The sequence below is a fragment of the Halalkalicoccus tibetensis genome, from assembly GCF_037996645.1.
GTDB classification, from domain to species: Archaea; Halobacteriota; Halobacteria; order Halobacteriales; family Halalkalicoccaceae; genus Halalkalicoccus; species Halalkalicoccus tibetensis.
In genome coordinates this window covers 549178-569755 of record NZ_JBBMXV010000003.1, presented here as the reverse complement: position 1 = coordinate 569755, position 20578 = coordinate 549178, and the positions used below count along the sequence as shown (strand labels likewise).

General features: G+C 50.2%; 14 protein-coding genes. 6 read left to right on the top strand and 8 right to left on the bottom strand.

Features of this window, described 5'->3' with window-relative positions; all coding sequences use genetic code 11:
- Nucleotides 1-13: 13 nt before the first annotated feature.
- From WOA58_RS11365 to WOA58_RS11350, 4 genes are all read right to left on the bottom strand, one after another.
- Nucleotides 14-1162 (bottom strand): glycosyltransferase family 4 protein, encoded by a 1149-nt coding sequence (locus WOA58_RS11365; protein WP_340604325.1) that lies wholly within the window; start codon nt 1160-1162, stop codon nt 14-16.
- Complete coding sequence (locus WOA58_RS11360) at nt 1155-2225, bottom strand: glycosyltransferase family 2 protein (protein WP_340604324.1); 1071 nt, start codon at nt 2223-2225, stop codon at nt 1155-1157. The genes WOA58_RS11365 and WOA58_RS11360 overlap by 8 nt, the downstream gene beginning before the upstream one ends.
- 730 nt (nt 2226-2955) lie before the next feature.
- Nucleotides 2956-3570 carry a hypothetical protein gene (locus WOA58_RS11355; protein ID WP_340604323.1) on the bottom strand — a complete coding sequence of 205 codons (615 nt, stop codon included), beginning with the start codon at nt 3568-3570 and terminating at the stop codon, nt 2956-2958.
- A complete protein-coding gene (locus WOA58_RS11350; protein WP_340604322.1) occupies nt 3557-3889 on the bottom strand; it encodes a hypothetical protein in 333 nt (110 codons plus the stop codon). Before WOA58_RS11350 ends, WOA58_RS11355 begins: the two co-directional genes overlap by 14 nt.
- A 2206-nt stretch (nt 3890-6095) precedes the next feature.
- Between WOA58_RS11350 and WOA58_RS11345 the strand changes: the two genes are divergently transcribed.
- Together WOA58_RS11345 and WOA58_RS11340 are read left to right on the top strand one after the other, a co-directional pair.
- Complete coding sequence (locus WOA58_RS11345; protein ID WP_340604321.1) at nt 6096-6575, top strand: hypothetical protein; 480 nt, start codon at nt 6096-6098, stop codon at nt 6573-6575.
- Between the two features lie 1907 nt (nt 6576-8482).
- A complete protein-coding gene (locus tag WOA58_RS11340) occupies nt 8483-9703 on the top strand; it encodes a carboxylate--amine ligase (protein WP_340604320.1) in 1221 nt (406 codons plus the stop codon).
- Between the two features lie 61 nt (nt 9704-9764).
- On the opposite strand, the gene WOA58_RS11335 is transcribed toward WOA58_RS11340, so the two are convergent.
- Complete coding sequence (locus tag WOA58_RS11335; protein ID WP_340604319.1) at nt 9765-10793, bottom strand: DUF1616 domain-containing protein; 1029 nt, start codon at nt 10791-10793, stop codon at nt 9765-9767.
- Between the two features lie 266 nt (nt 10794-11059).
- Here WOA58_RS11335 and WOA58_RS11330 point away from each other — a divergent pair, with 266 nt between their 5' ends.
- On the top strand, nt 11060-12265 hold the full coding sequence (locus WOA58_RS11330; protein ID WP_340604318.1) for a carboxylate--amine ligase: 1206 nt from the start codon (nt 11060-11062) through the stop codon (nt 12263-12265).
- Nucleotides 12266-12354: 89 nt separating this feature from the next.
- On the opposite strand, the gene WOA58_RS11325 is transcribed toward WOA58_RS11330, so the two are convergent.
- Nucleotides 12355-12828, bottom strand: coding sequence for an FxLYD domain-containing protein (locus tag WOA58_RS11325; protein ID WP_340604317.1), 474 nt, complete (start codon nt 12826-12828; stop codon nt 12355-12357).
- 1457 nt (nt 12829-14285) lie between these two features.
- Between WOA58_RS11325 and WOA58_RS19190 the strand changes: the two genes are divergently transcribed.
- Nucleotides 14286-14441 (top strand): DUF7563 family protein, encoded by a 156-nt coding sequence (locus tag WOA58_RS19190; protein WP_461782289.1) that lies wholly within the window; start codon nt 14286-14288, stop codon nt 14439-14441.
- Nucleotides 14442-14636: 195 nt separating this feature from the next.
- Here the strand turns inward: WOA58_RS19190 and WOA58_RS11320 are convergent, their stop codons facing one another.
- A complete protein-coding gene (locus WOA58_RS11320) occupies nt 14637-15914 on the bottom strand; it encodes a beta propeller repeat protein (protein ID WP_340604316.1) in 1278 nt (425 codons plus the stop codon).
- 436 nt (nt 15915-16350) lie between these two features.
- Here WOA58_RS11320 and WOA58_RS11315 point away from each other — a divergent pair, with 436 nt between their 5' ends.
- Entirely contained in the window at nt 16351-17565 is a 1215-nt protein-coding gene (locus WOA58_RS11315) for a PQQ-dependent sugar dehydrogenase (protein ID WP_340604315.1), read from the top strand.
- Between the two features lie 36 nt (nt 17566-17601).
- Here the strand turns inward: WOA58_RS11315 and WOA58_RS11310 are convergent, their stop codons facing one another.
- Nucleotides 17602-18060 (bottom strand): hypothetical protein, encoded by a 459-nt coding sequence (locus tag WOA58_RS11310; protein WP_340604314.1) that lies wholly within the window; start codon nt 18058-18060, stop codon nt 17602-17604.
- A 1309-nt stretch (nt 18061-19369) separates the two neighbouring features.
- On the opposite strand from WOA58_RS11310, the gene WOA58_RS11305 reads away from it, so the two are divergent.
- On the top strand, nt 19370-19684 hold the full coding sequence (locus tag WOA58_RS11305; protein WP_340604313.1) for an ArsR/SmtB family transcription factor: 315 nt from the start codon (nt 19370-19372) through the stop codon (nt 19682-19684).
- Nucleotides 19685-20578: the final 894 nt, after the last annotated feature.

Genomic DNA, 20578 nt, shown 5'->3' with positions numbered 1-20578 from the left:
GTAATCCGCCGATTCAGTTGCAGGTTTCGAGAACGTCGTGGTACGATTCTGTAGTCCGTTCGACGGTCTCCTGCCAGGAGTATTTCTCCGTTACGAGGTCGCGGCCCTGTTCTCCGAGCTTTTTTCTCAGGCTATCATCATCCAGAAGGCGAATCACGTTTTCTGCGATAGCATCGGAGGATTCCATGGGAACCTCCAGTCCCGCTTTGCGCACCACGTCTGAATCGGCTTCTGGAATGTCTGTCATAACGACAGGGGTCTTGCATGCCCATGCTTCCATGACGACTCGAGGGATGGCTGCTTCAGTAAGAGTCGGAGACACCAACAGGGAACTCTCGTTATATAGAGCGGGCATCTCGTCGTTAGGCACTTTTCCGAGGAATTCCACGTTGTCCGCGATTCCTGCCTTTCGGCACTGTTGACGGAATTCGTCGCGAAGTGATCCACCGCCTGCTAATTTCACGGTTGCATCCGGGTACTCAGCAACAATAGCTGGAAGGGCATCGCAGAGATAATCGACCCCCTTTCCCTTCTTGAACCGTCCAACGAACAGGATCTGGTTCTCGTTCTGCTCCTTCACGTCAGGGTTGAAGTAGTCACAGTCGATTCCGTTATGAATGATCTCAACTGGAGTTTGTATGTCACGCTCTCGTAACATCTCACGTGACTTCTCCGTATAGCTGAATATGAGATCGGACGAGTTGAGAGTGGGGCGTGCAACCAGCGGCAGAAACACGGATTGTATCCAGTCGGGAGCAGTTTGGGAGAACAAACCGTGATTGGTTATGACGAGTGGAGTGTCTTTGATAGTAGAGATGAAGGAGCTGATATTGGTAGAGAAATATAGATGGGAGTGAGCATGAACGATATCGTAGTTCTCGATCTCGTTCCAGAGATCAGGCACTATTTTCGGTGGGATACTGTTATCTAAGGGTCTCACTAGCTCTCGATACCGTCTGATGGTGTACCCTGCTCGCTCTTCTTTGGCTGGTAGTTCCCGATCTCCGTTGTCGCTGGTCGCTACCGTAACGTTGTGACCAAGATTGGCCTGATATTTCGACATCTGGTGAGTATGGAGGGGAATCCCACCCATCTTATCGGGATAAAGGCTGTTCGTGAGACGGAGGATGTCGAGCGTCTCCGGAGAAGTTCCCTTACTCATGGACCTGTATCTCTCGACTCTCGTTCGCCTGCATATCGAACATCATCGCAAACATGAGGAACATACTGCCCATCATGAAGATCATCATGCTTAGCGACGCTCGAACGAAGAACGACTCGGAGCCGAATAGACCTGCATAGACCGACCAGCCACCGCCGACGAGTCCAAATAGGACTGTCGCTGCGCCGAAGTAGTAGAACAACGCCAGCGGATGGAAGTCCAACACGAGATATCTGGTTTTCAGTCTCCAGAGGAAGTTCTTCAAGAGCATCCCCGAGACCTTCCGAATATACTCCGGATAGGCGATCGAACTCTCTTCTTCCCCGTAGACGGCCGGCATCGCGACGTCAGCCACGCGCATCCCTTTGGCGTTCAGCTTCACCAGGAGATCATTACAGTAGCCGTAGTACTCGTACATCTTCTCGACTCCAGCGTTGTCGAGCGCGCGATGGGAAATGGCGGTGTATCCGTTCTGTGGGTCCATCGTCTTCCAGTAGCCACTCGCGATCTTCGTCAGGAACGTCAGGATCGAGTTCCCGAAGAAACGCCATTTGGGCATATTACTCCGATACTCCTTATACAGGAGACGGTTGCCCTTCGCGTAGTCAGCGTCACCCTCGACGATCGGGTCGAGCAGCTTCGACATCTGGCTCATATCCATCTGCCCGTCGCCGTCGACGGTCACCGTGATGTCAGTTTTGTCTTGAAGCGCTGCGAGATATCCCGTTTTGATCGCTCCACCTGCACCACGATTCTCGTGGTGTTGAATCGGAACGACACGCCCGACCGAACTATGAACTGTTGCACGCTGACTCAGAGCTCCTACTGACCCGCCGTCAGTCGCGACTGTGCCGACCTCGCCGATCTCAGCCGAGACGTCGGACCCTCTTTCGGCATCTTCCTGGGCAGCCTCTTCGATTTCATCCCATGTCCCGTCGGTCGAGCAATCGTCGATCGCATAGATGCGGTCGACGAATCCGGGCATCGAATGAATGACATCTCCGACGAACCCCTCCTCGTTGTAAGCAGGGACGATCACACCGATCGAATGATCACGGTACATCGAATCGACCTCCGTGGTATTTCAGGCATTGGCCCAACGCTGACCCGCTAACGGACGAGATCCAGCGTATGAGTCCAATCACCAAGCTATAGTTTGACATGTGTATCAGCGAATTCTATCCAAGCTATTATCATGGGGCCGTATATACTTGTCCATTCGTAATCATTTCTCATCACCTTAAATTGGTAACTCTTCCACAACTATATCGTCTGCACATATATATCTTCTGATACAGATACTAAAAAATATTTCCCAGTGGATCGTATTTATACGACGGCGAAGAGTTCCTGCCTTTTGCTAATATCATTTGTTCTTTTATATCTCCGATGGATGGGGAAGCAGAGTTATCCAGGGGTGTATGAGGATACTGGCACTCTTCCAGAGTAGCGGATCGTAACGTTCGCTCCAATAATCGTATCAAACGTCCCCAGTACAACCTGACTTACTCAGCACACCGATAGAGGAAAGACAGTTAGCGGGTTCAAGAGCCCGAGTACGTATCAGGAGGCTTGCCACGGAATGTCGATATCGCATAAGCCAAGAAAAGGATCCGGACTCACTTTCAGTGAAAGTAGCGAGGAGCAGGGTGGCTCTCGCCTCGCACACGACATGCGATGCGGTGCGAGGCGGTAGACCCACCGCTACTGCCATATTAATTACAATACGTAGTGCGTCGGTGGCAGTGGACTAGGAGGGAGGCGGTGGGACGACTGGCTCGAATGCTGCCATCTCAGTCGCCCCCGTTATTTCGGTCGCTACTTTCAGCGACAGTGTCCTCCCGAGTCGCTTCCATATTGGTCTCGCTGTCGTAGGCCTGCCAGAGCACCTCAGGGATCGCGTTGTTCGTTGCGACCAGCCGTTTGTTCGCCCCTTCCTTCGTGCCGCTGCCAGCCTGGAGCTCGAATGCGTCCCACTCAGTCGCTAGGGCTTCGAACGCATCGCCGACGGTCTTGTGAGTGAACTCGGCACCTAGCCCGTATCCCATCGTGATCATTGTCGGGACGTCGACGGCCCCACCCTCACCGATCGGATTCGTCCCACGATCGATCTGACGAAGCACTTCGTTGCGTGCCAGTCGTTTCGCACGCTCCTTCTTGGTGGCCTTTTGAGAGGTACGCTGGGCACGCAGTTGGGCGCGCAAGGAACTGACTTCGGTCTCGAGAGTCTCGATGCGCTCGACGATCGCGTCGACCTTTGCAACAGGGTCAGCCTCGCCATTCGTTTCACTCAGGCCATGGAGTAAGCGACGGACGGCTGCCATCTCGAGGGAGTCGGATCGAAGCATCTCGCGCTCGATTCGATCAAGGCGGGCCTCAGTCGCCTCACGGTCCTTAAAGTGTTGCATGGCCCTCCTCCGCTGGACTCTTCATGATCTGTTCGATGCCGAGAAGCGTCAGTGTACTCTGTTGGGTTGCGACATCCATCGTACAGCCAAGGTATCCCGTGGCCAGTAGTTCGGTTGCGCCGAGTGTGGGCTCAGTAATGGTCGATTGGCAGTCGCGACAGTAGACCCGTGGGATCGACCAAACATCGTCGCCTGCATACTGAACCGCATAGGCACTGACTGAATGGCCCTCCTGGAGGGCGGTTTTGCAGTAGCTACAGCGCTCTTCTCGAAGCTGGTAGCCAGCGAGGAACTGCTCGGCAGGCGCAGTGATCAGCATTCCTGGACCTCGCAGCTCGGGGCATGGAACGTGGTTCGATGGAGATCCCGTTCACGGATGGATTCGCGACCGCAAGAACTGCAGCGCCAGTACGTAGTGGCGTTGGGGATTGTTGGCGGTTCCCAATGGGGGCCGGTGATGTACTGCAGACTAGTTGTTAAGGCGATACTGTTTTCTGGGGTTGAGTGATTAATCTTCATTGCTTCTGGTAGCCAGAAGCGCGGTCGCGTGTCCTACCACGCGGCCATAATTTTGCTATGGCATCACGCGCTTCTTGTCCACGTGTTATGAAGACCAGAAAGATATAGTTTACGGATGTCTATCTCGGAAGTAGATAGTCAGAAGTAAATTAAGGCTGGGATGACGATAGTCTTACGGGGGTGTATAGTAATCCACAACCAATCGAGTATGGCGTTAACAGACGATGATCTCAACGAGATGGACCGCTGGATCCTAGAGTTCCTCTCTAAACACGAATGGGCCACTCCAAATCTATTACGTCATCTCTATAGTGAGGAAATTAAAGACGTAAGCCGACAATGGATAAGTAGCAGAGTTGGGCGACTATTAGAGCATGGACATTTAGAACGAGTCCATCCAGATGCATACGAAGTACAGTTGGTGACTGACCCACGTGGCGAAAGTACTACTTGATGAATTTCTAATATATAGGGTGGCTCTGCTATCAGCATCGATTCCTCCTGTGTTGCGTACTGTTTGACCATATCCCTATCTAGTTCGGCCCTGAGGATCAGTGCTTCAAGCGCGTGCTCTTCCAAGACATCAAGATCCGAGATAACTGACTGAATCCCATGTAAAACGTTATCCTGACCGGACTACGGACGCTATACAGAATGATCGGGCTCTGCTGTTTATCCGTATAGCTACCAATTGGTTTCAATTCCCACTATCTGTGCGTATCGAGCGTGGAATAGCAACATCAATCTCTAGCAACAATCCCAAAGCTCGTTGGCCCGAATCGATTTTTCGCCTGTCGAACCTCGATCAAGCGCGCGGGTCTGCATCAAACACATGCATTTACCAGGGAACGATGTCTTCAAAGCTGCCTAAGCCGTCTACGCAAGCCTGCGCGAAGCACATTACCATTATCTTAGGATGATAGTCCCCGTGCTCGTCGAACACAAGGTCAATGACGTCTCGAATTTCTTTGACGGCATGCTGAATCGCTGCATTCGAGAGGCGGTCGCTGAACGGGTTTGATCTGTTGCCGATCGATGTATCGAAGCCAGACACGAGCACCGTAAAACCCTAGTCACCGACTCCTAAACAGTCTCTGCAACCCACGGAATGTAACGGTACTGTCATCACAGACGATGAAGCTATGCACTACTAGGTAGATCTCGCCAACGAAGCAGCACAGTCGACATCGAGAATCGTCCCGACCGCATCTCAGGGACTACTTCAACGCTTAATGTGACGCAAGTAGTCTTCGTAGCTTCTCTCCGCTCCTTGGTGAACTCCTTTCTTTTATGACAACGGCTCAGAAAATCGTAGAATATCTTTGGAAGTACTCTGCAGCCATTTTTGATTTAGTTGACAGTTACAAATAATAGCGGATTCTGCGTCAGACAATCATTTGTTTTTCGTACAAAAGAATCAAATAAACCCCCTTCGAATGGACAATGCGGTCAGAGGCTGTCAGAGGCACCCATCGTCCCCGTTATAGCCCAAAGTCTTATTGATAATTAGAGGGATAACTACGGTGGGGAGAATGTGCCTCTGACAGCCCACTCTCCCCATTCACGTGTAGTCACTAGTTACAGCCTCGGGTCGAACTACAGTCGTCTTCCACAGTGACTGGTGAACCGACGTTCGCAGCTATCATATTATCTACCAACAGGTTTACATTCGTAGCACGTGATACAGTAGATGCCTGATCACACCGATATTCGACGGCGATCGGGCATCGGCTCGGGAGTCGCCTGCCTCCCTTAACCGTCGCTGAGTTATCGGTTGGGATTTTCCCCAACCGGTTAGCCACTCATCGGAGAGGGCACCGGTTATCTCCTGGAGTAGCTCTTTCTGAGAGGGTGGTGTGGTATGACACCCAATATACACTTGTATGACATATTCAGACGTTTTCGGCGCATTTCAAGTGAAATTCATGCACGAATATGAGTGAAATCAATTAGACCACCAGTAGTAAAACCCCTCGGTGTTCATGGGGGTAATGAGGTAAGAGACCATGCAAAAGAAACTCAGCCGACGACGGTTCGTCGAAGCGGCAGGTGCAGCAAGCGTCTTCGCGCTCGCAGGATGTACTGACGAGGGCGAAGAAGAAGAGGATCCCGCAGGCGACGAGGAGGATCCCGCCGAGGACGACCCGGCTGCAGACGATCCGGCCGAGGACGACATGGAAGACGATCCGGCCGAGGACGACCCGGCCGCGGACGACGAAGAAGATCCGGCCGCGGACGATGAAGAAGATCCGGCCGCGGACGACGAAGAAGACCCGGCCGCGGACGATGAAGAAGATCCGGCCGCCGATGACGAAGACCCGGCCGAGGACGACCCGGCCGCGGACGACGAAGAAGACCCGGCCGCCGATGACGAGGAAGACGGCCTCGGTGACGACGAGGACGACCCGGCCGCGGACGACGAGGAAGACGGCCTGGGTGACGAGGAAGAGGACGACCCGGCAGCCGACGACGAAGACACGCCTTAGACGGCGAAATCGGCTTCCCCCGGCCCAATTCTAGCCTTTTTTGGATGGCGAACTAGAGACCTCTGACTGGGCAGTAGTACAAGCAGTGAAAGGCTACTGGGAGAGACATCGTACAGAAAGTCGGCTGCCCTACCGGAAAGGTACCGGACACCGTCCTGCGGCATACGTACCACTACGACAGTCCACTGATAGCAGGCACTGACAGTGAAGAATAGTTAAATTTAATAAGGTAGAATTATTAGTTAAGATACGCACAGCGAGAAGGGCTAACTCACGGGACGGAGCCAAGGGAACACACGAGGGATGTCATAGTCCTCTCATCGCTGTGCGTGACTTTTACCGAGCTAGTTTCAACGCAACTACACCAGCGTTCGCTCCAGTAATCCTCCATCCCCTGAGAGTTGTCATAGCCCTTGAGGCACCGCTATAGAGGAGCACCAGCAGACGAAGCAAGGAGACTCCGAGAACAACCATGGGATCAGAGAGCTGCTGAAACACAGGCGATCATGTACACAAGCTCGAAAACGCTGCAATATACGGGTCCAGTAATCGTCTTGATCGAGATCAGCACTGCTAGATGAACAGTGGTGGGTGTATTCGAACTCCGTTTCTAATCTGAACCACGGGGATGGAACCGGACTGGCGGTTCCCATCCTCAGTGGAACTGATGCAACGGGCACCCGTGCGACGACGCTGGTGGATCAACCGGGCGCCCATGTATAATACAATCTCAAGCAAGTAAAAGATAATGGTATCTGTCGTTAATGAGCCTCTGTGAGTGGTCGAACTCCAGTCCTTGTTGGTGACAGTCCTACCTATGACCATTGTTCCAAATGATCCTGATCGGTTGTCCAGGGGATCACTACGCAACTATCAGTTTGCTATAGCATGAGAATGCTAACCCGGACCGAAAAAGGCCCGGGCAACATGAGACACCTATCCGCGGTTGGGCGAGACCTGAAGCACTCGCCAGGTACTGATATCTAGTCTTAGGGCATATGCTTTCTGGCGTAACGCGCGTTACATAATATCAGTCATAGTTCTCTAGATAGAGAGTCAAAGAAGGACCGGGTCAAAACCAGAGCTACTCTATGCCAGTTTGCCCTACTCAGAGACAGCAGAGACGGCTACAACACTCTGTTCGTTCAAAACCTATCCGGATGGATAGGCTAAGCGACAGCGGTGACCAACCACGACTAAGCAGGCGACTGATATAACCCAGGTCGCCAACTGACAATGCAGTCCCGTAGTACTTAATTCCTCCTATTCCGTCCAAATTTTAATCTACTATCTATTACAATAGCCAGAATATGAAACGAGTGTCATCTATTGTAGATAAAGATTGCAGCCATCTATGAACGGATGTCATTGTCCCATCTGAAATGAAATCAGAGGAGGAGTAACAGTTCACAGAAATCACACTCTATGAGCCACTATAGAAGATCGTCTACACACTGGCCGCCCGCATTTCCTGTTGTAGACTAATCAAGGCAGAATTGCATAGTGACCACTAGCTGCTATGATAATAGGTGCACACAACGACGAAGGGTTTGCGTCTACCGATATGGGTTATAGTCGGTAGACGCTGGTGGGGGGGAAGACCCTCCGTCGCTGTGTGCTATTTACTTCTTATCTTGCTCTGTATTAAATCTGGCTATATAGAAATTTAATTCTTATCTTATTATCTTCTATCTGTTAGAATCCAGAAATTAATCCCGAGACAGGGTTTTATAGGTGATTCAACGGCTTTCACTGCCACAACTCAACTCACGGCCCCTTAACGAACCTCGGCGCGGATAGCTCACTCTGTAGCCATGCGAGGAGCCAGAACACTGCCACCAGTATCCAACTGAGACATTGAACGAAAATACAGTAACTTAAAAACACGAAGGAGCGAATATTAGAACATGGGGGACTTTAATGAGCGGGTGCTTCTGCTCGATGCACACCGGAACCAATCATTGTACTTCGCCCGATCACTGAACAAACGGGGCATCGGAGTGACCGCAGGCTGTCGATCACGACTAGCACCAGGACTGCTCACAAAGCACACGGACGAGAAATATCTCTATCCTGATCCGAACGAAAACGCGGAGCAGTTTGTCGAACACCTCATTCAGTTTCTCCAACAGAGGCCCCATACCGCCGTCATTCCGATGGCGGATCGAACGCATACGATTCTCTCGAAACACAAAGACCGGATCGCCGAAACGAATACGCTCGTCGGCGTCGAAGACTGGGAGAAATTCGCAATTGGAAACAATAAGATAGCACTCGTTGAGATCGCCCAGACGTGTTCGGTACCGGTTCCCAACACCCATACACCGGACTCGATCGAAGATATCCGACAGCTGAAAGACGAGATCTCGTACCCGGTCTTGCTCAAGCCGCGAGTCACAACCGTACAGGACGCAAACGGAAGATATCGAGAAGCACGCATCGGGGAAGATAACTACGTGGAGTCACCGTCCGAGTTAGTCGCGACGTTCAATTCGTTCCTCGAAGAAGGCGAGTATTATCAGCACGACCCACCATTCATTCAGGAAATAATTCCAGGGGAAACGGTAGCAACAGGGGCTCTCGCCAAGAATGGGGAGATCCGTGCAGCATTCCAGGAAAAGCGGCTCCGAACGTATCCAATCGAGGGCGGTGTTGGTGCGGTACGAACTGGGATACATGAGCCAGAAATGTTCGCATACGCACAGGATATCGTTGCAGCGCTCGACTGGACGGGTCCTGTCTACGTCGAGTTCATGCAGACTCCAGATAGAGAGTTTTATCTGATCGAAGTCAACGGTCGATACTGGGGATCACTTGGCTTGGCTGTCAACAGCGGTATTGACTTCCCCTGGTATCATTACCAGCAACTACGAGGTGACGACTTCGAGAAGGACTATTCCTATCGGATCGGTGTGCGACAACGGCGATTGTTCTATACCGATATCAAATGGATGCTCGCAAAGCTCTCTGCAGGAGAGATCGGTGCCGTCCCGACGTTTATTCGGTCGTTCTTCGACACGACCGATGACGTACTCCAACTCGACGATCCACTGCCGGCAGTAGGATCAGTAGCGTGGGCTGGAAAACGAGTCCTCGAAAAAACAGCCCATTCGATAAACGACCGATAATCCGGAGAGTGGTGACAGTCGTAGACCTCATACTGCTCGAGGCGGAATAAGATGTAATTCGCTATGCGGTATCGATCCAGAGGTGAAGATCGCGGTCGGCGTTCTCACGAGTTGGTTCCGCAGGCACCTCATCGTTGTAGAGCAGGAAGGTTAGCCGGAGATCCTCACCAAGCATCGTCGGTGTGATCGTCTGCTCTTCGTGAACCGTCTCATTGTGATCAACGGTCGTCGTGAACCGATCGAGCTCGTCACGTTCGACTACTTCCGTTTCTGTCTCTACTTCATCACCCTCACCGACAGTCTCTCCTTCAACCCGCTCGAGTTGGACCACTACTGAATAGTCGACCGTCTCGTGCTCGTTGTTCTCGATGCCGATAATCAGCGACTGGGGCTCACCCTGAAGGAACTCCTCGGGGTAATCATCCGCTACGAGGTCGCCATCGTCGTCCTCGGTCAGCAGGTAGAACTCGGTGAACTGCTCGCCGTCTTGCGGGACTGCAACAGCGAATCCGACGCTCCCAACCGCGAGAAGAATCGCCAGTGCGAGTGCGACGTTCAGCGCCCCGTCTAACCGATCATCGGGCTCAAACAGCTCCGCTCGTCCCGTAGCAATCCACTCACGGTACGGTACTGAAAAGCGCTGTTCAGGCTCAAGCTCTCTTCGTCGAACGGCCCCAATAACTGCACACGCGATCGTGAAGCCACTGACGCTCAATACGATGGGCGCAAGCCGGATCCCCCATGGTGTGAAGTTCAGCAAAAGCCCCAGAAGAGGGACGATCGCGATGCTCATCCCTATCGCGAGTGCAACTCGCTCGATCGGATCGATGCCCCGGTCTCCACTCGTTTCTTCCTCATCCTCTACAGGTGGCCGTCCCCGCTCGGGGAAGAGAGCAGCAATAAAAGCATAGCCAGGGAGAAACAGTACGAACGGCAGCCCAAGCAGAATGCGAAGCGGTGTCTCACGAACAATAGGCGATGCTACCGCAAGCATCGTCAGAAGTGTCAGTATAATCACGGCTACAAGGTCGGCCGGAAAGCGGCGAAGCGGCTCCGGCAATAGCAACCACCAGCCGCGATCGGATGCCATATATCCCATTACATATGGGACCTAAAAAATCAGTCGGTATAGATTGGTAAAGAACAATCAATCACGCGGAGACCGCAGACCGATCTCTCTACTCCACACAGAGAGCTACACGAGTTCTTTGGTCGAAAATCGCTACCAAGAAGACGATCTATCAGAATAAGGGTGTTTGCTACCGAAGATCACACTACAGCTATTCGCAATCAACACCGGAGTAGGAGCCCGAATACCAACATACATATAAGATGGTATACAATATGGGAAGTAATATGTCGAATACAGGTAGTGAACGAGATGCCGTTCTATTACCAACAGGGTTGAACTCCCACAGTTACATTACAGCGCGTTCGCTTTCTCGGCACGGAATTCATACGGTCCTCGCATCGGATCGGGCTGATCTTCCCGTCTATGCAGGACGCTACAGTAACGAGACGATCATCATTCCGGCCGCCGAGGACGACCTCATTGCGTACAAGGACGCATTAGTCGGAATTGCGGCTCGACCAGATATTCGGACCATCATCCCGGCACAGCCCCAAGACACCTATCTGCTCTCGAAATATGAAGAGGAGTTCGAAGAGTACGTCTCAGTCGTCACCCCCTCATTCGAGTCACTCAAAAACGTTCATGACCGGTTGCGTCTGAGCGAAATTGCCGAAGAAGCCGGCGTACCTGTCCCCGAGACACGGCTGCTCGATGAGGTCGACGATTGGAGTCCCGAGCTCATCGTCAAGTCTCGGTACAACCTACTAGCCGAGGAGTACGCCGACTCCTATACCCCACACGACATGGGGATCGTGAAGACGATCGAACACCTCCAGCCGGGCGAAGAGCCGGATGTGGCGGTACTGTGTGAAAAGATGGAGCACACACCGATTGTACAGGAGTATGTCCACAGCAGCGATGAATACGTCTTCGGCGCGTTGTACGACCACGGGGAAGCAAAAACAACGTTCCAGCACCGTCAGATCCGAGCCGATTCATACACTGGTGGTGGCGGTGTGTATCGGAAGTCAGTGCATATCCCGGAACTCGAAGAGGTGGGTCGAACACTACTCGATGCACTCGACTGGCATGGCCTTGCCTGTATCGAGTATATGCGGGATGCTGAAACTGGTGAGTTCAAACTCACGGAGATCAACCCACGCATGTGGCAATCGCTTCCATGTGCGGTTCGGGCAGGCGCGGATTTTCCGCATGATTTCTGGCTTCTGGCGACCGAACAAGGAGATCTGATCGAACCGGGCTACAAAGTCGGTGTCGGTAGCCACTATCTGTACGGTGAGTTGAAGTATCTAGCAAGTCTCGTACAAACAGATTCGACCCTTGTTGAACCTCCCTCATTCATGTCTTCGATCAGTGACGTTCTTTTATCGATCGTGGCCGAGCCTCACTTCGATACCGTCTATCTCGACGATCCCTTACCGATTGTCTATGGGGTCCGAGAGGCTATTCGAAAATCCAGACGGCCATAATAGAGCGTCTCGAGCCGTCTCTCAAATGTATTTAGCAGGATGGTTCCGCTGTAGATCGACAGACGGCACTGAAGCACGCAGTTGCATATTCAGTTGAAACGAGAGAGGGAAAGCAACGGGCGATCAACGACCACGATTCTATAATCATCGATATCTGTGACGCCTTCGGGTAGTCGGATCTCAAAAACCCAGTCTTCTCCAGTCGGTAGATTTGTTATATTAGTAAAGCTGTCTTCAGTGCCCTGACTGTCTTCATTGTAGAGGATGATACCAACTTCGACGTAATCGAGATCGCTCCCAGTATTGTTTACGACGATACCCTCGATTCGTGTACTGAAGTCTTCCTCGATGAATTCATACTCGAGGATCTCAAGCCCCTCAATATCTGATACTCCTCCTTCAAGCAGTTCATCTACTTCAGTTCGTCCTCCCTTTTCAGTGGCTTCTTCCGGCTCCCCATCCTCCTCACTCTCATTTCTGTCCTCGTTGTCACTCCCCATACAACCAACGAGAGGAACAGCTGTTGCTGTACCACTCATAGCAATGAATTTTCTTCGTTTCATGTTATATTCCCTCTCAAGTTCGGAATATATATTAGTATCTTAGCTAGAAAAATACATATTAATTCTACAAATCATATTGTAGATATCAAGGAGGAGTGATAGAACCAGAGCTTTTTCTCGGCAAAATAGCGCTCTGAAGTGTTTAACGGGCGCTTCAGAAGTTCGGATATATTCGGGTTCAACAGCTAACGTCTATAGCCCGGATTTCAGAGGGGTTTAAACGGTCCTACGACGGTACAGCATCATAGAGCGTCTGAGGGCACGGCTCGTACGTCAACTGGAACGACCATAGTGATCCGTACCATGCAATTGGTCACGAGGAGCGCACAAACTCCAAATCCCTCACAGACCCTCAACAAACGAGGCTCCCAGTAGAGAACTCAGTCGTGAACGTCGACAGAAGTCTCATTCAAAGAGAAACGGTCTGCTGGGTGTTTAGATTGTCAGGACTTCGTTCCAAGGAGTTCCCTGTAACTCCGTTTTACCCGATCACGGGATCGTGATTCTCGTGGTACAGGCACGCAATGAATGGAATTCGTACTCTCTGTTTGCACGGTATTCCATCTGCACACTCACGTGCGCAAATCAATTTTCCACGGCTGTTTTTCGGTGGGGCAGTAGGAGTCTCGTCTGAGCTGGGCTCGAATTGATCGAGAATATCGGCAATCAGTACGGATGGCATATAAAATTCATTGATTGTCTGGTAAATAATCTTTCTACTCAGAAGATGTTGTAAATACACTATAGAGACGGTAGCAATCAGAGTTTGATCAATCATTTCGGCTCAGTTCAAAAGTGAGTACTGTATGATAGTTGTGGTACGAATAGCGGCGGGTGAATGGACACCTGCCGCGTCCGTCTAAGACGGATGACATGCACGCGCAACCAACGCGTCGGGGCTTTCACCCCACATTCCCCTATGCACCGAATATTATTACATCTGTTGGCCGATGGATTCTATACTATCCATATAGCTCGCCCTAGAAATGCAGGATGGTATACTATAGGACAAGGGAAATAGACACACACCCATCTTGTACGAGTAGCTATCGGTGGCCTCTCACATAGTCAACAACAGATCCCTACAATCACTGTAAGTGGTTGAGTGGCTCGTAAACCCCGCTCCCTCTAATATCCTTTTCAGTAATTAAATTTAAGTATTTACAGTATCCAATATTTGGTAGCGCACAGCGACACGGGTTTGCCATTCGCAAGTGGTTGCTTGGTCGGCATCGGCCCGTGCTTAAGGCTCATCCTCCGCCTCCACCTTATCGCTGTGCGCCATTTCTGAGCTCCTGTCCTCAGCGGAGTACCATTACTGCTGGGGATCATAGCACTAGTAGTATAACTGATAGCCAGTAGAGAGTATCCAATCGCAACCACAATCACTATCTCATCGGGCGAGTCCGTAGCATAGACTGCAAACATTTATATCTCTATAGATATATCTAAAATTAATGGCTACCTGTGGCTCATGTGGTGGACATGTTACTGATCGCTTCCGGCAGGTTTTCGGATCAAACGATGGCGAGGTTTTCGGATGTCTAGACTGTCAGGAGAGAGGCGAAGTCATCAATGGGAAAGCGGCACATGATAATACTGAATCGGCGTAGTGCTCTGATGATCTACCGGGAGCTATTCAAGTCCAATAGATCGGAATTCAATGATACCTAGCAAAATAAGTAGAGCCGTGGAAAAGCGGGCTCCGGTGAGCGATCTCTCTTATTCGACGGAAGAGATATGTCCATTTTACAGTATAGAAGCTCATCGAGAGCAACCACAGTACCACTTTGGCACAGCAGTCGGGACTACTCCCAGAATTCTGGCACTGTCGCATCGATCTGATGACCACCTGATTGAAAGCTGTCTGATACAAGCGTTCGCAGATCACCGTCCATCGATAGCGGTCCCATGACATTAGAGAGCAGAATATCCTGTGTTTCAGTTCGATAGAGTTCATACCAGGCATCCCCATCAGTACTTGCCAACAGAACTGAATCGGTCGCATCGGGGTTCATCGGAGAGTATCCAAATGGCATGAGACAAAGCTCGCGCCCATCATCCTCGCGGATATGCCAACGTCGTCTGGCAAACGTCTGCATGCGGTCGTTGTCTGTCTCGAACTGCAGTGTGCTATGGTGTTCGAACTCCTCAACGCCGTCAGGTTCCTCATCCGGGGTATCGCGTTCCCAGCGAATGATACCCTCTGGAGTACCGTCAGTGCCGAGTACGATGCAATCTTCAAATGCACTGATCTGAGTGACCATTGGTGCCTCACCAGTTTCACCGATCTGCTCCCAGGAATCACCTAAGTCGTCGCTCCAATGAAGCTGGGTGTTAGCGTTGTCACCAACGGCGACCCAGATCCGCTCAGCGTGCGGATCGTACTCGACATCGTGTATGTGAAGATTTGGTGCATCCTCTGTACGGAGTTCGGCTTCGAGAATGCGGTTGAAACTCTCCCCGCCATCAGTTGAGAGAATAACCTCGTTGGGATGATTCCCGTCCTCAAAATCTGACTGTCCGTACGAACCAATAACGATGATATCCTCGTAAACCACGTGAGCGAGGCTGTTCGAGACGCGTCCCCAGTCGAATTCGTAGACGGTCTCATGATCCTCAACATCTTCGTCTAAGAGAATCACGCGTCCAGTTGTTTTATCGGCACGACCGCCAACACCGACGACAACACGCCCACTCTCAGGAACGATCACCGACTGGATATAGTCGTTCGTGTCCTCGTGTTCGGTAACTGTATATAGTGTTTCAGTTGTCTCCCACCAATCGTCACTGATAAGCACGCGATTGGAGCGGCCACCGTACATCCGCTCGTTGTGATCAACCCAGAAAACGTGACCGTTTGAGCGTTCATCATGAACCTCCAGATCGTAATCAGTGATTGGCTCCCCATCGTGCTCCACATCATTCTGCTCTTCGTTCACTTCCTCGTCAGAGTCAGGCGGTTCCTCATCGTCATCTTCAGTAGAATCTGCTGTACTGCCGTTTCGCTCATCTGTACACCCTGCAAGCGCAATACAGGGACATGTCATTGCAGTTGTGTGGGCAATAAACCGTCTACGATCCATATCTCAAATAACAGTTTGGACACGCATATAGATGTTGTATTATAGTCATTAGTAGAGAAAACCAGTTGTAGAAGAGATAAGTTGGGCAGAATCGAGGTGGGTCCTCGATTCGCCGAAACGATGTGAGAGGGCACCCACCCGATGACACTGAACCAGTAACCGGCTGGGACATCCCTGTGAAGGGATACACTCGGCAACTAAAAGATAGATCTTCTTGATGAGCCGATGATCAGTTTGTAGTATTCCGTGTTAGCGTCCGGCTAGGAAGTCACTATTGGCCCAGATACTATCAATTTAATTACATAGATGAACCATATGTCGACAGTTAGTCTTCATAAAAAAGCCGCCTTTCTATAGAGTCTTTTCTATATTTTATCATATACCAATAGATATAATATATTTCGATTCGTTGTGCGAATATCGGTGAGAATCGATGATGCCAAACAAGAACAAGATCAACCGGCGTTCATTCCTCAGTACGAGTGCAGCAATCGGAGTGTTCACTGTTGCCGGTTGCGCTGAAGGCGCTGAAGACGAGGACGACGAATCCGATGAAGCTGACGAAGAGCAGGATAGAACGGATTTTGAGATCGAAGAAGTTGCTGATGACCTCAGCAATCCATGGGCAATCGCGTTCCTTCCGAATGAGTCTGAAATACTCATTACAGAACGGGAAGGGAATCTAAGCCTCCTTGATCGGGACGATGGAACGCTCGAACTTATCGATGAGACACCAGAGGTCTATGCAGAGGGCCAAGGTGGACTGCTCGACGTAGCGTTGCATCCAAACTTCCCGGATGAATGTTGGGTTTATCTCACTTACTCAGTGACGAACGACGATGGTGAGTCAGCTACAGAACTTGGTCGAGGACGCCTCGATACGGAGGAGCAAACTCTCCAGGACTTTGAGGAGCTCTATGTCGCCGAACCCTATATCGAAGGTGACGGCCACTTTGGCTCTCGGATTATTTTTGACGACGACCAGACGCTCTATATGACGACTGGTGACCGACAGCTGAAGGATTTCGGCGAGGACCATGTATCTCAGGATACAAGCAACGGAGTCGGTGCGACGTTGCGATTCATGCCTGATGGTACTATTCCCGATGATAACCCGTTTGTCGATGAGCCGGATGTCCACGACGCGATTTTCAGTTATGGACATCGGAACAGCCAGGGGATGACTATTCATCCAGAGAGTGGTGAAATATGGCAATCAGAGCACGGTGAGGAAGCCGGTGACGAGATCAATATTATTGAAGCGGGAGGCAATTACGGATGGCCAATCGCACACTATGGCTGTGAATATGATACAGATATTCCAGTCGGCGATCTGCCGGATGAGCGTGATGATACAGTGAACCCTGTGTACTATTGGGAATGTGGGTCCGGTGGCTTCCCACCTGGTGGTATGACGTTCTACGATGGAGAGGCATTCCCCGATTGGCAAGGAGATCTGTTTGTCGGAAACCTGCCCGGAGAATACATCGGCCGATTCACCGTCGATGATAGAGATGTTGCGGAAACGACTCCACTACTAGAGGACCAAGAGTGGCGAATCCGCGATGTTGAGGTTGCCCCTGATACAGGTCATCTTTACATAGTAATAGACGAGGAGAGCGCTCCTCTTGTTCGTCTGGTTCCTGCGTAGGATACTATCCTGTTTTATAAACACATACAGTAACGCTCATAGTGGGATCTGTTCCCGGATCTGATCAGGAATTGCACTAACGAAAAACCCGGTCATAACAATAGAGGCGATCAGATACTCAGAGAGGGTTGAAGTATAGGTATACCCATGCAAAACGTAGTATCCCCAAACGCATCCACACGTTAGCATTGGCGATGCTAATACGATGTTGTATCTAATGGTCTTCTTGGTTTCCTCGGCCGGAATGAGAACCATTCCTTGTTGTCTTGGAGAGTACTGAAATAAGATAACACCACTCACTTCAAAACCTAACAGTTTGGCTACCAGATAGTGTGTCAGCTCATGAAGTATAGTTGCGGGAAACATCAGGACTGTCACGAGAACCCTCGCACTAGTCAGAAATCGCCCTTCTTTGTTAGTCCCTCTTTTTGCGGTCTCTCTGTCCTGGTGAGAATGTGCAATATCCCCAAAGGACAATATCGGATCTTCTTTCACCGTTGTAGAAACTTCCTATCAAAAGTTAGTTATATGATTGATAATACACACTACATACCCAGTATATTCCTCTGGAGGGAAACGTAACTTACTTGCTAACGATGGTTCTGGTAAGAGTTCCTCTATAGTTTCGCTCTATAATCTCCATTCACAGAGAAGCGAGCGCTGATCTCATGTGGTGTAGTCCTAGTAAATGGATTGCAGAACGCTGGTAATGCAACTTAAGGCTACCCTCCGAGAAGCAAAGGCCACCGTCTATTGGTACCAGAAGCCGCGAAGAAGGAGTTTCAAAGACCCGTTCTGGCGATCTCGACTGAGGAGACAACGTGATCAGAAGTTCGAAAATTCTGGGTGAGTTGATTGGACCAGAGTTAGCTGGTACTTGAGTACGTACTGCCTTTGACCTTATTCGCAGCAAGGATGAGTCATTCTCCACTAAAGGTCAACTCTACCTCCCACACAAGCATGTGCTTGAGTGGTATGATCACAGCGAGTACACCTGTGAAAGTGCGATAGCAGTAGTCAGGACTTGCCGGAGGGACTACACCCCCCAATAAAGATAGTCCAGAGAGCAACTCCTCAGTTCTGTATCTCCGTTTCGAACAAACAACGTTATACCCGTATAATTGGAAGCAATTGCATAGGCAACCAGACCACCATTACGCTTGATCGTGCTGAGAAGGGGTGTCTTGATGAAAATCGGACACTGGTCCGTGAGGTACAGATCTGGTCGGGCTCCTCGAGGACAGGGAGCAAGAACCCGTGCGTCTAGATTCTGCACAGGCCGAAGAACTCTCACGGATGACCCCGCAGAGCGGACAGTAGATCTCTTCGAAGAGCGACGATACTGAACCCCCTATCGCTCCCGTAATAGTAGTGCCACAGATTCTGAGATATCTTTCGGTGACGTCCCGAGGAACTCGTTCAGCAACTGCAAGAGGAATGTGCTAATAATAGACGCACGTATTGTAGAAAAAGGAGAAAGATATGATATACAATGCACAAAACGTCGATGAGCGGTCCTGGAGATATGCCTGTCAGCACTGTGGGACCCCGAACAAATCAAAATGCGATTTCTGTTATGAGTGCAACGAAGCGACGGTCGTTCCCATTGTCTATGTGATAAATCGAGCGGATAGCTGCCTAACGACGTTGAGGTAGTAACTATCACCTTCGCTCTGTAGCCAGAATTCATAATCTAATATGGGTTCTCGTATTTTGGATTAATCTCCAAATCAGCCTGCTTACGACTGGCAACAATAGCTATCAATCAACAAATCTATAATCCCACATAAAAGATTCTTCATTTATGGTTGTAGAGAAGACTTTATTCTACCTTCTCACCGGAATGCGAGGAGGAACAAATAGAGTTCGGATTCTCCGCTCGCTTCTTGAGCAGCCCAAAAATGCTAATCAGCTCGCTACTGATCTGAATTTGAATTACAAAACCGTCCGTCACCATCTCGGGCTCCTTACGGACCATGGGATCGTTACGTCAACCGGTAGTCAGTACGCTGAAATGTATTTCACAACTGATGCATTTTCCGAGCATCGAGAGGTGTTTGAGCGAATTTCGTCAGATATTGATAGCAGTAGTCCAGAGAACAAGGAGAAGCCTACATGATCTATTGGACTCTTAGTGGTGCGGTTCTTTCCATTCTCTCAATTGGGTTGCTGTGTGTTCTGCTGGTAGTGTGGGTTCGTAACTATCGCCAGTATCAAACCAGTCTTACAGTCGGCTTTCTCTGTTTTGGCATCGCATTACTTTTGGAGAATCTGAGTGTGCTTTATCTGTGGTATATGATGGAAATGATGTACGTAACTGCTACTTCAATGCAGCAACTGTTTTTACTCGTTTCATTCCTGGAGTTTCTTGCTCTAATCGCGATTACACGGGTTACTCTCCAGTGAGTGGTCGATATTGAGCGATGCGGGTAAAATTGTCAACGTCTGATATCACCACGTGACTCAGTGTCGATATCTACCTAGCTAAACAGACACAATAATATCATGTAATTTTTCCTAGTGTAATAGTTAGATAAGTATATAATTAAATTACTATCTAGATTGTATTTATACTTGAGATATTCACAAAGACATGCACTTGATACAAGAGATATGATTACCAGCTATATGCTGTAGCACGGCATTACACTGAGACACGTGTTTTGGGCTTCAGAGTAAGGAAATAGACGAGACTGGCAGAGAATTCAGTGCGCTACGAATAGGGCACAAGCCTTAATGTCTGAACGGCCAGTGCCCGATCGGTCATTGACGTCCGATCGCTAAAAGTCTGGATATGGACGAATAGTTGATTCACTACTGAATGGGGAGCACAAGTCTTCTATTCATCTTGATGTAGAACACGTGGCGGCAAGTGAGGATAGTTACCGTCACCTGTTGAGTATTGGTTCTCATATATCTTGTCTTCGACAGCACTCACTCGCTCCTAGAAATAGGCAAGTAGAACGGCCAATCCACCAAGAGGAATGAGCACTCCCATTCCTCGCACTCCGGA

What these genes read in the sequence shown, in the direction of transcription:
- WOA58_RS11345 (WP_340604321.1), top strand. Translation starts at nt 6,096, where the DNA reads ATGCAAAAGAAACTCAGCCGACGACGGTTCGTCGAAGCGGCAGGTGCA.
- WOA58_RS11350 (WP_340604322.1), bottom strand. Translation starts at nt 3,889, where the DNA reads ATGCTGATCACTGCGCCTGCCGAGCAGTTCCTCGCTGGCTACCAGCTT.
- WOA58_RS11315 (WP_340604315.1), top strand. Translation starts at nt 16,351, where the DNA reads ATGCCAAACAAGAACAAGATCAACCGGCGTTCATTCCTCAGTACGAGT.
- WOA58_RS11325 (WP_340604317.1), bottom strand. Translation starts at nt 12,828, where the DNA reads ATGAAACGAAGAAAATTCATTGCTATGAGTGGTACAGCAACAGCTGTT.
- WOA58_RS11320 (WP_340604316.1), bottom strand. Translation starts at nt 15,914, where the DNA reads ATGGATCGTAGACGGTTTATTGCCCACACAACTGCAATGACATGTCCC.
- WOA58_RS11305 (WP_340604313.1), top strand. Translation starts at nt 19,370, where the DNA reads ATGGTTGTAGAGAAGACTTTATTCTACCTTCTCACCGGAATGCGAGGA.
- WOA58_RS11335 (WP_340604319.1), bottom strand. Translation starts at nt 10,793, where the DNA reads ATGGCATCCGATCGCGGCTGGTGGTTGCTATTGCCGGAGCCGCTTCGC.
- WOA58_RS19190 (WP_461782289.1), top strand. Translation starts at nt 14,286, where the DNA reads ATGGCTACCTGTGGCTCATGTGGTGGACATGTTACTGATCGCTTCCGG.
- WOA58_RS11360 (WP_340604324.1), bottom strand. Translation starts at nt 2,225, where the DNA reads ATGTACCGTGATCATTCGATCGGTGTGATCGTCCCTGCTTACAACGAG.
- WOA58_RS11365 (WP_340604325.1), bottom strand. Translation starts at nt 1,162, where the DNA reads ATGAGTAAGGGAACTTCTCCGGAGACGCTCGACATCCTCCGTCTCACG.
- WOA58_RS11330 (WP_340604318.1), top strand. Translation starts at nt 11,060, where the DNA reads ATGTCGAATACAGGTAGTGAACGAGATGCCGTTCTATTACCAACAGGG.
- WOA58_RS11355 (WP_340604323.1), bottom strand. Translation starts at nt 3,570, where the DNA reads ATGCAACACTTTAAGGACCGTGAGGCGACTGAGGCCCGCCTTGATCGA.
- WOA58_RS11340 (WP_340604320.1), top strand. Translation starts at nt 8,483, where the DNA reads ATGGGGGACTTTAATGAGCGGGTGCTTCTGCTCGATGCACACCGGAAC.